The sequence below is a fragment of the Kribbella sp. genome (assembly GCF_035655035.1).
In the GTDB taxonomy this organism is placed as follows: Bacteria; Actinomycetota; Actinomycetes; order Propionibacteriales; family Kribbellaceae; genus Kribbella.
Map to the genome: position 1 here is coordinate 1 of NZ_DASRVN010000726.1, position 10,493 is coordinate 10,493.

At 68.2% G+C, this 10,493-nt stretch carries 8 protein-coding genes; 3 read left to right on the forward strand and 5 right to left on the reverse strand.

Features of this window, described 5'->3' with window-relative positions:
- Positions 1-629, reverse strand: a 629-nt coding sequence (locus VFF46_RS37450; RefSeq protein ID WP_325042010.1) for an MFS transporter, incomplete at its 3' end; no start/stop codon positions are given.
- 197 nt (positions 630-826) lie between these two features.
- Here VFF46_RS37450 and hemW point away from each other — a divergent pair.
- The 3 genes from hemW (at position 827) to VFF46_RS37465 (ending at position 6,110) form a co-directional block, all read left to right on the forward strand.
- Positions 827-2,038: a radical SAM family heme chaperone HemW gene (gene hemW / locus VFF46_RS37455; protein ID WP_325042011.1), complete on the forward strand. Its 1,212-nt coding sequence runs from the start codon at positions 827-829 to the stop codon at positions 2,036-2,038.
- Between the two features lie 123 nt (positions 2,039-2,161).
- Entirely contained in the window at positions 2,162-4,561 is a 2,400-nt protein-coding gene (locus VFF46_RS37460) for a polysaccharide lyase 8 family protein (RefSeq protein WP_325042013.1), read from the forward strand.
- A gap of 79 nt (positions 4,562-4,640) precedes the next feature.
- Complete coding sequence (locus tag VFF46_RS37465; RefSeq protein ID WP_325042014.1) at positions 4,641-6,110, forward strand: M60 family metallopeptidase; 1,470 nt, start codon at positions 4,641-4,643, stop codon at positions 6,108-6,110.
- 83 nt (positions 6,111-6,193) lie between these two features.
- Here VFF46_RS37465 and VFF46_RS37470 read toward each other — a convergent pair whose 3' ends face one another.
- From VFF46_RS37470 to VFF46_RS37485, 4 genes are all read right to left on the reverse strand, one after another.
- Positions 6,194-7,465 (reverse strand): alpha-L-fucosidase, encoded by a 1,272-nt coding sequence (locus VFF46_RS37470; protein WP_325042015.1) that lies wholly within the window; start codon positions 7,463-7,465, stop codon positions 6,194-6,196.
- The gene (locus tag VFF46_RS37475; RefSeq protein WP_325042016.1) at positions 7,462-9,126 is read right to left on the reverse strand and encodes an extracellular solute-binding protein; all 1,665 of its coding nucleotides are present in this window, start codon (positions 9,124-9,126) and stop codon (positions 7,462-7,464) included. The genes VFF46_RS37470 and VFF46_RS37475 overlap by 4 nt, the downstream gene beginning before the upstream one ends.
- Before the next feature lie 5 nt (positions 9,127-9,131).
- Entirely contained in the window at positions 9,132-10,073 is a 942-nt protein-coding gene (locus VFF46_RS37480; protein WP_325042017.1) for a carbohydrate ABC transporter permease, read from the reverse strand.
- Positions 10,070-10,493, reverse strand: a 424-nt coding sequence (locus VFF46_RS37485; RefSeq protein WP_325042018.1) for an ABC transporter permease subunit, incomplete at its 5' end; no start/stop codon positions are given. The genes VFF46_RS37485 and VFF46_RS37480, both read right to left, overlap by 4 nt.

A 10,493-nucleotide genomic window follows, 5' to 3' on the forward strand; every position in this document is an offset into this window, starting at 1 on the left:
ATCCCGATGAACAGGATCCCGAGGTAGTCGATCTTCGGGCCGACCGCGGCCTTCACCGACGGCAACGTGATCGAGGCGACGACCAGTACGACGATGCCGAGCGGCAGGTTGACGTAGAACGCCCACCGCCAGCTCAGGTGGTCCACGAACAGCCCGCCGAGCAGCGGCCCGGCGACCGTCGACACCCCGAACACCGAACCCATCACGCCCTGGTACCGGCCGCGCTCGCTGAGCGGTACGACGTCCGCGATCACCGCCATCGCGGTCACCATCAGGCCGCCGGCGCCGAGGCCCTGGATCGCCCGGGAGCCGACCAGCCAGAGCATCGAGTGCGACATCCCGCAGAGCGCGGACCCGGCGAGGAACAGCACGACGCTGAGCAGGAACATCGGCTTGCGCCCGTACAGGTCGCCGAACTTCCCGATCAGCGCGGTCATGATGGTCTCGGCGAGCAGGTACGACGTCACCACCCAGGACAGGTGGTTGGCGCCGCCGAGGTCGCTGACGATGGTCGGCAGGGCGGTCGCCACGATCGTCTGATCGAGGGCCGCGAGCAACATTCCGAGCATGATCGCCACCACGACCGCGTTCCGGGTGGCACGTCCGACGGGCTGAGCCTCGGTGTCCATGAACCGAATGTAACCGTCGCAGAACGTTCCGCCACAGAGGAACCGCTGCAGTGCGATGAAGAAATGCCTTGGCCGCCGCGGCGACTCACCAGTGGGCCGGGCGGCGGGGGCCGTCCTCCTTCGGCCAGAGCCTGCTGGGCAGCCTCGGCGAGGCGACCACTGCCTGTTCTTCGGTACGCCGTCCGTAGGATGGGGGCGTGCCGTCGACACTGCCCGAGGGGGAGGTTGCGCCCCGGGACGGGGCGTTGCCGGATGCTGCCGTGCGGGAGGCCGCCGGGCGGCCGTTCGGGTTCTACCTGCATGTGCCGTTCTGTGCGTCGCGATGCGGGTACTGCGACTTCAACACGTACACCGCTAAGGAACTGGGCGGCGGCGGATCGCAGGCGTCGTACGCCGCGACTGCGGTTGCGGAGGTGCGGCTGGCGCGGCAGGTGCTGCGGGAGCTGGACCGGCCGGTGGACACCGTCTTCTTCGGGGGCGGTACGCCGACGCTGTTGCCGGCCGCGGATCTCGGGAAGATGCTCGCAGCGGTGCGGGACGAGTTCGGGCTCGCGCCGGACGCGGAGGTGACGACCGAGGCCAACCCGGAGTCGGTGGACCCGGCGTACCTGGAGGCGCTGCTCGAGGCGGGGATCAACCGGGTGAGCTTCGGTATGCAGAGCTCCTCCTCCCAAGTCCTGCGCATTCTGGACCGCCAGCACAGTCCTGGGCGTGCGCTGGAGGCCGCTCGCGAGGCGACAGCGGCCGGCTTCGAGCACGTGAACCTGGACCTGATCTACGGGACGCCGGGTGAGTCGCTGGACGACTGGCGCGCTTCGCTTGAGTCGGCGCTCTCCGCGCAGCCCGACCATGTGAGCGCGTACGCGTTGATCGTCGAGGACGGTACCCAGTTGGCGCGGCGGATCCGGCGCGGCGAGCTGCCGATGCCGGACGACGACGACCTGGCCGACAAGTACGTGCTGGCGGACCAGATGCTCTCCGCCTCCGGCCTGGGATGGTACGAGGTGTCGAACTGGGCACGCAGTACGGCGGCACGCTGCCGGCACAACGAGCTGTACTGGCGCGGGGACACGTGGTGGGGGATCGGTCCCGGGGCGCACAGCCATGCCGGCGGGGTGCGGTGGTGGAACGTGAAGCACCCGACCGCGTACGCCGAGCGGATCGCCGCGGGTGAGAGTCCTGCGTACGCACGCGAAACGCTGGACGCGGAGACCCGCCGGATCGAGCGCGTACTACTCGAGGTCCGGTTGTCGGCCGGTCTACCACTCGACGTACTCGACGCCGCCGGCCGCGCCGCGCTGGACCAGGTAGTCGCTGACGGACTGGCGGTCGTTTCTGCCGAACGACTCGTCCTGACAGACCGTGGCCGCCTCCTGGCCGACGCCGTGGTCCGCGAGCTGCTGCCGTAAGGCTCTGCGGCTGATCTGCTGGCGTGAAGTGATCAGAAGTGATCACAGTGAGCTGTTGACGACTGTTATGGGCAGGCGGCAGGCTGGGGGTAAGCGTTTACTGTCCCTCGTCGAGGAGTCGCGATGCCGCCCTTCATTCGTCGTCGACTGTTGTTGCAGGCCGGGCTCGCCGCCGGTGCCCTGAGCACTCTCGGGTTGCCCACGCGAGCGTTCGCGGGGGACGAGTTCGACGTCCTGCGGGCGCGGTGGGCCGAGCTGAACACCGGTGGTGCGATCGACGCCGGCGATCCGGCGTACACGAGTGCGCTCGCCAAGCTCGGCTCGCAGGCGCAGCAGTTTGTCGACACTCTGATTGTCGACAACGGCCGGACGGCGCTGTGGGCGGACCTGCCGCTCAGCCCGTCCAGCGGCAACTTCTCGATCAGCTACACCCGCCTGAAAACCATCGCCCTCGCCCGCGCCACCCCCGGAACGGGCCTGCACGCGCCCACCGCCGGCGCGAGTGGGGATGGTGTTGGTGAGCTGCTGAGCGGGGCGCTCGACTTTCTGAATGTGCACTCCTTCAACGAGACGCTGAGGGAGACCGGGAACTGGTGGTTCTGGGAGATCGGCACGCCGCGGGCGCTGCTCGACACCTGTGTCCTGGCGTACGACGCACTCTCGGCCGACCAGCTCGCGGCGTACCTGAAAGCCGTCGACCACTTCGTCCCCGATCCGAACCGCCGGACCAACTCGCCCTCGCTGCGGGAGACCGGCGCCAACCGCGTCGACAAGGCGCTGATCGTCGCGCTCCGCGGGATCGTCGGAAAGTCGGCAGACAGATTGTCGACAGCCCGCGACGCGCTCAGCGATGTCGCCGAGTCCGGGAAGAACTCCGTCTTCACCTACGTCACCAGCGGCGACGGGTTCTACCGCGACGGCTCGTTCATCCAGCACGGCAACCTCGCGTACGTGGGTACGTACGGCAATGTCGCGCTCGGCGGCGTCGCGAACCTGATCGCGCTGCTCGGCGGATCCAGCTGGGAGATCACCGACCCGAACCGCGCCGTACTGCTGGACGCGGTCGACGCGAGCTTCGCCCCGTTCATGGTCGACGGTCTGATGATGGACTGTGTCTCCGGCCGCGCAATCTCCCGCGAGGCCGCCGGCGACCACCGCAACGGCCACGGCACCACGTCGACCGTCCTGCTGCTCGCGAGTGGTGTCGCCGAGCCTTACGCCTCGCGCTACCGGGCGCTCGCCAAGAGCTGGATCACCCGCGACCGGCTCGACGACTACCTGCCCGGAGCGTCGATCCCGGAGATCTCCCGGGCGAAGGCGCTGCTCGCGGACACCGGTGTGACGCCCGCGCCGGTGGTGCCGCGGCACTTCCAGTTCTACAACCAGGACCGCGTGGTGCACCGCCGCCCGGGCTGGACGTTCGCGATCGCGATGTCGTCGAAGCGGATGGCGCGCTACGAGTGGGGCAACGGCGAGAACCTCCGCGGGTGGTACGTCGGCGACGGTATGACCTACCTCTACAACGCCGACCAGTCGCAGTACTACGACGCGTACTGGCCGACCGTGGACGCGCAGCGGATGCCCGGTACGACGGTCAGCACGAAACCGCGGCAGCCGGGTGGTACCGGCAGCGGTACGGGGACCGTTGCGGCGTACGCGGACTGGGTGGGCGGGGCGTTGTACAAGGATGTCGCGGGGGCGGTCGGGATGCACCTGATCAACTACGACAAGAGCTTGCAGGCGCGGAAGTCGTGGTTCTGTTTGCGGGACTCGGTCGTCGCGCTGGGTGCGGGGATCGTCGGGACGGTTGGGTACCCGGTGGAGACGATTGTCGACAATCGGAATGTCCACGAGAACGGGACTGCCGCGCTGGTTGTCGACGGGCAGTCGGGGGTTGATCAGACGTACGGCGATCCGGGGTGGGCGTACCTGGAAGGTGTGGGTGGGTACGTGTTCCCGGCCGGCGGGCAGTTGCGGGTCGAGCGGGAGGACCGGACCGGCTCCTGGTCGGAGATCAACGTCGGGAACGACACCGCCGGGTCGACCACGCCGCATACTCGGCGCTACGCCAAGCTCGTGCTGGAGCACGGGACGGATGCCGGTTCGTATGCGTACGTGCTGTTGCCCAATGCAACCGCTCGCGAGACCGCTGAGCGGTCCGCCGATCCCGGGATGACTGTTCTGGTCAACAATCCGACTGTTCAAGCAATCGTCTCCCACCGCGAGAACCTCGTACTGGCGAACTTCTGGGCGGCGGGGTCTGTCTCCGGGGACGGTGCTGCGTCGGTGGCGAGCGATGGGCCCGCCTCCGTGGTGGTCGGCAGGGAGGGGACTGTGACGACTGTTGCTGTCTCCGATCCGAGCCGGACCGCGCAGGTGGTGCGGGTGACGGTCGGGCGGCGGGTTGCGTCCGTGGTTGCCAAGGATCCGGCCGTCACGGTGGTTGCTACGGGCAAGCAGTTGGTCATCGACGTGGCCGTCGGCGGTACGCGCGGGGCCACCCACACCGTGTCCTTCAACTAGATTTCGCAAGCAACCGGGGCCGGCCACCAGGGCCGGCCGGGTCGCCGGGTGCTGGCAAGTTCAACCAGGAGGTTGTTCGATGATGCCGCACGCCCGCCCCACGGAGACCGGCACGATGTTCACCAGACGCCGGGTTCTGCAGGCAACCGGTGCCGGCCTGGCGCTGGCCGCCGTACCGGCGATGGCCCACGCCCAGACCGACGCCACCACGACGACGACCACCACGACGACGAACACCACGACGACGAACACCACGACGACGACCACCACGACGACGACCACCACGACGACGACCACCACGACGACGACCACCACGACGACGAGCACCATCACGATCGACGCGCTGCCGTCCGCGCGGACGACCGAGCTCGACCGAACCCAGGACTCCCTCAGCGCGAGCGAACTCCGGACGACCGGGTTCTACTTGCCGGCCGGCGTCGCGCTGAACGTCGTCGTCCACCCGGGGCTCGTTCCGACGTTGGTGATCGGTGCGCCGGATGCCGACGCGCGCGCCGAGTTCAAGGCGTCCCGGGAGTACCCGCTGCAGGCCGGTCGCAACACGATCACCGACGCGGGCGGTGGCGTCGTCTACCTGAAACTGATCGGTGACTCCGGCAGTGCGAAGGTCACGATCGGCGAGCAGGCCCAGCCGATGCCGTACTTCGTCCTCGGCCGCACCGGTGAGGCCGATTTCCAGCGTCAGCTCGACGAACGCGGCACGCCGTACGTCGAGTTCGTCAGTCCGCACGCGATGATCACCGTCGAGCGCGCGTCGGCGCTGACCTACCGCACCGAGAGCCACGCCGACCTGCTCGCGACGTACGAGGACGTCATCCGGATCGAGGACGCGACCAGCGGGTACGACGGGTCCGCGCCGGTACACGCGCGGCTGGTACACCGGTACCACTTCGTCGGGTACCCGTCCGCGATCACCGGCGTCGGCGCCTATGCGACCCACGGGCACATGTCGTTCCCGCCACCGATCCAGGACCGGATGCTGACCGTCGAGGGGCTGCGGATGCGCGGCTGGGGCATCTACCACGAGCTCGGGCACCAGCATCAGCAGATCACCTACAAGCCGAGTTCGCTGACCGAGGTGACGGTCAACATCTACTCGCTCGCGGTGAACGCGGTGTTCGCGACGAAGTACGGCCAGCAGCCGCGGCTGCACGCGCCGGACGCGAAGACCGGTCTGACCCCGTGGGACAGCGCGCCGGGCAAACTGCGCTCGCCGGGGGTCGACTACGGCAAGACGTTCGACCCGTACGAGAAGCTGGTGATGTTCGAGCAGCTCCGGCTCGCGTTCGGCGACGCCTTCTGGCCGAACCTGCACAAGCTCGTCCGTGTCGATCGTCCGTACGCCGGCGACTACACCGAGGAGGCTCTGCGGCTGCGGAACCTGGTCGTCCTGTGCAGCCGGAACGCCGGGCACGACCTGAGCGACTTCTTCCGCGCCTGGGGCGTGCCGGTCGACGCGGACGCCACTGCCCAGCTGGCGGCGCTGCACCTGACGCCGCCCGCGACCGATCCGTCAACAATCCGACAGTAGACAATCCGGCAAACAGGACGAAGGCACCCACCGGGTCGAGGTGGGTGCCTTCGTCGTTCGGGGTGACCTGAGTACGAGGTGACTCAGTCGCGCAGGAAGAGTTCGATCACGCAGCTCTCGACCTCAGGCGCGTGGTTCGGCAGCTTCAAGGTCAGCGTGTTCTCCGGCAGACCGGTGAGGTAGGTGTGGCCGGGCGCCGACGGGTCGACGGTGACGCGCTGGACCTCGGACGCGTCGTGCAGGAACTGCGCGTACGTGACCTGGTCACCGAGACCAGGCAGGTGAAGATGCCCCATCGGCCACGCGAAGATGTGCAGGTAGAGCCGTCGCCCGTTCTGCGTGTAGCGGCAGTCGGCGGGCGGAACGTAGACACTCGGACCGCACCCGCGGATGGACCGCTCGTGCAGCCGCATCCACGAACCGATGCCGCCGAGTACCTGGAGCGCCCGCGGTTCCCAGGCACCGCGCCCGTTCGGGCCGACGTTGAGCAGCATGTTGCCGCCCTTCGAGACCGAGTCGACCAGCATCCGGATCAGCAGCGCCGGCGACTTCCAGTCGTGGTTGTCCCGGTGGTACCCCCAGCTGCCGTTCAACGTCTGGCAGGCCTCCCACGGCACCGGCGTACCGTTGCCGGCGGCAACCTCAGCGGCAACTTCGTTCCCCGGCGGCTGTACCTGCTCCGGCGTGGTGAAGTCGCCCGATCCGAGCCCCAGCCGATTGTTGACAAGGATCCCCGGCTGCAGCTCCCGCACCATCGCCAGCAGCTCCGCGGACCGCCACTCGTCCGGCCCCTTCGCGTTGAACCCGCGCTCAGCGTACGAGAAGTCGAACCACATCACGTCGATCTTCCCGTACGACGTGAGCAGCTCCCGCACCTGACCGTGCAGATAGTCCGCGTACTTCGCCACGTCACGATCCGCCGTACGGTCGATGAAGTCCACGTCTTTCCGCTGCGGGTGATACAGGTCCACCGGGAACTCCGGGTGGTGCCAGTCCAGCAGCGAGTGGTACAGCCCGATCCGGAAACCGCGTTCGCGGAACGCGGAAACCATCGGCGCCAGCACGTCCTTGCCCCACGGGGTGTGCGGCGCCGAGTAGTCGGTGAGCTTCGAGTCCCACAGGCAGAACCCGTCGTGGTGCTTGGTGGTGATCACCAGGTAGCGCGTCCCGGCGTTCCACGCGTCCTCCGCCCACTGCTCCGGGTCGTACAGATCCGGCGAGAAGTGGTCGAAGTACGGCTGGTAGTCGGCGTCGGTGAGCTGTTCGTACGACTTCACCCACTCGTGCCGGGCCGCGGCGGCGTAGATGCCCCAGTGCACGAACAGCCCGAACCGGGCCTCGGTCAGCCAGCTCATCGCGGGCTCGCACCGCCGCTCAGCGCGGTCTCGTACTCGCCGCGGATCTTGTCGCCGCCGTCCTTCTTCCACTTCGCCAGCGCCACGTCGAACGCGCTGATCGGCTTCCGGCCGGCGATCACGTCGTTGCGGACGTCGGAGAACGCCTGCCCGATGTCGCCGCCGGCCTTGTCGTTGGTCGGCGAGATCATCGACGTGGTCGGGTCCTTCACGACCATCCCGAGCAGCTTGGTCAGGTCGGCGTGCGCATTGTCGACGTACGTCGGGTCGGTGGCGCTGAACAGCACCTGCGGGGGAGCGGCGATGTACTTCCACGGCACGGTCAGCTCGGCCTCGCCCTTGCTGGTCTGCTTCGGGTTGCCGTTCGCGTCCCGGGTGAAGTCGACGCCCTCGACGCCGTACGTGAGCAGCAGGTTCTCGGTGCTGCCGAACGGCGCGGCGAAGAAGTTCGCGACCGCGAGCAGTTCCTTGGCGCGGGCGTCGTCCGACTTCTTCATCAGCGTGTACGCGAACAGCACGTTGTCCGCCCAGGTGTTCGCCTTGCCGCCCTTCGGCGCCATCGGCACGAACGCGCGCGGGTCGTTCTTCGGGTCGAGCCGCTTCATCGCCTTGCTGTAGTCGGTGTACGCCGGGAACCCGTCGTACACGAAGGCGCCCTTGCCGGACTTGAACGAGTTCTTCCGGGCGGTACCGTCGGCGCCGTCCGAGCCGGGCACCGTGACGCCGGCCTTCACCAGCTGGACGGCGAACTCCAGCGCGGCCCTGTACTCCGGGGTCTCGAAGCTCTTCACGAGCTTGCCGCCATCCTCCTTCCAGCTGTACGGCACGCCGAACATCTGCTGGACGAAGGTGAAGAACGTGTTGCCCTTCGAGTTGACGATCGCCCACTGGCCCTGCTGCGGCCTGGTCAGCTCCTTGCAGGCGGCCAGGAAGTCCTCGGCGGTGGCCGGGTACTCGATGCCGGCGGCGTCCAGCAGGCGCTTGTTGTAGAACCCGGCGCCACCGGTGATGCTGCGCGGGATCGGCAGCCCGTAGATCTTGTCCTGGACGACGCAGGCCTGCCAGATCACCTGCGGGACGTTCGCCAGGTTCGGGTAGTCCTTCACCTTGTCGCCGCTCAGGTACGGCGTCAGGTCGGTGCACTTCGCCGTCAGGAACGCCGGTAGATTGTTGACAAGAGTCGAATCCGACAGCAGGAACAGGTCCGGCAGTTGGTTTGCGGCCAGCACGGTCTGGAACTTGGTCGCCCAGTCGCTGTCCGGGACGATGGTCAGGTCCAGCGTGCCGCCGAGCTGCTTCTCGACCGCCTGCCAGGCCGCGTTCTTGTCCTTCGACGGCGGCAGCGGGTCGAAGATGTCGGTCATCACGCTGACCTTGCCCCCGTTCAGCGGCGGCGACTTCACCGTGCTGACGAGCTCCTTCGGGTACGTCCGGTAGCCCGGCGGTACGCCGTCCGCGGTGCCGGCCAGATCCGGCTTCGGGCCCGCGAACGGGACGTACGACGGCAGCGTGACCGTGGACGCGCGCGCGGTGCCGGCCGTCGTACTGCCGTTGCTGCAGGCAACCAGCGTGGGGACGCCGGTGGCGCTCATCACGGCGACACCGACCGCGCTCCGCAAGAAATTGCGGCGGTTCAGGGAGGGGGTGGTGGTCACGGTCATTTCTCCTAACCCTTGATGGCGCCGGTGAGTACGCCCTTGGTGAAGTAGCGCTGCAGGAACGGGTAGACGCAGAGGATGGGGACGAGCGCCACGACGACGACCGCCATCTGCACGGCCTGGATCGAGGCGACCGCCTCGCCGGGGGACTCGGTGCCGCCGCCGACCGGCTGCCCCTGCAGGACGTAGAGGCGCAGTACGAGCGGCAGCGGCCACTTGCCGGTGTCGCTGAGGTAGAGCAGCGCGTTGAAGAACGCGTTCCAGTGGCCGACGGCGTAGAACAGCGCGACCACGGCGAGCACCGCCTTCGACAGCGGCAGCACGATCCGGATCAGAATCGCGAGATCGCCGGCGCCGTCGATCCGGGCGCTGTCCAGCAGTTCGGCCGGGATGTTCTGGAAGAAGTTGCGCAGGACCAGGAAGTTGAAGGCGCTGACCAGGCCGGGGACGATCAGCGACGTGTACGAGTCGTACATCCCGAGCGCCTTGACCAGCAGGAAGTTCGGGATGATTCCGGCCCCGAACAACATTGTCAACACTACGGTTGTCAACACGAACCGCCCGCCGACGATCGGCCGGCTGAGCCCGTACGCGAGCGCGATCGTGACGACCAGGTTCAGCGCCGTACCGATCACCGTGATCGCCGCGCTGACCAGCAGCGCGTGACTCACCACGCCACCGGCGAAGATCGTCCGGTACGCCGCCAGCGTCGGCTCGCTCGGGAACAGCGGAATGATCCCGCCGCGCCGGGTGATCTCGGACTCGCCGGCCAGGCTGGTCGCGAGGATGTTCACGAAGGGGTACAGCACCAGCAGGCAGACGATCGCGATGACCACACCTTTGAGCACCAGCCCCGCCCTGCTCGGCGCCTCCATCCACGGCGGCCGGCCGGTGGCCCGGCGGGGCGGCCGGTCGACGGTCCGGTGGGCCGACCGCTGCGTCGTACTCATCTGCTGTAGATCCCTTCGTGGCCGAAGCGGTGCGCGAGCTTGTTCGCGCCGAGGATCAGGCCCAGGCCGATCACGCCCTTGACCAGGCCGACGGCGGCGGCCGGGCCCCATTGGCCGTCGAGCACGCCGTGGAAGTACACGTAGGTGTCGAGGACCTCGGCCGCGTCGGCGCCGACCGCGTCGCGCTGCAGCAGGATCTGCTCGAAGCCGACCGAGAGAATGCTGCCCAGGTTGAGGATCAGCAGCAGCAACGTCACCGGCACGATGCCCGGCAGCGTGACGTGCCACAGCCGCCGCCACCGGTCGGCGCCGTCGATGGCGGCCGCCTCGTAGTGCTCGGTGTCGATGTTCAGCAGCGCGGCGAGGTAGATGATCGTGCCCCAGCCGGCGTCCTTCCAGATCAGCTGCAGCGTCACCAGC

Excerpts from the sequence above, each read along its gene's own strand:
- VFF46_RS37460 (WP_325042013.1), top strand. The coding sequence starts at position 2,162 with ATGCCGCCCTTCATTCGTCGTCGACTGTTGTTGCAGGCCGGGCTCGCC.
- VFF46_RS37465 (WP_325042014.1), top strand. The coding sequence starts at position 4,641 with ATGATGCCGCACGCCCGCCCCACGGAGACCGGCACGATGTTCACCAGA.
- VFF46_RS37470 (WP_325042015.1), bottom strand. The coding sequence starts at position 7,465 with ATGAGCTGGCTGACCGAGGCCCGGTTCGGGCTGTTCGTGCACTGGGGC.
- VFF46_RS37475 (WP_325042016.1), bottom strand. The coding sequence starts at position 9,126 with ATGACCGTGACCACCACCCCCTCCCTGAACCGCCGCAATTTCTTGCGG.
- VFF46_RS37480 (WP_325042017.1), bottom strand. The coding sequence starts at position 10,073 with ATGAGTACGACGCAGCGGTCGGCCCACCGGACCGTCGACCGGCCGCCC.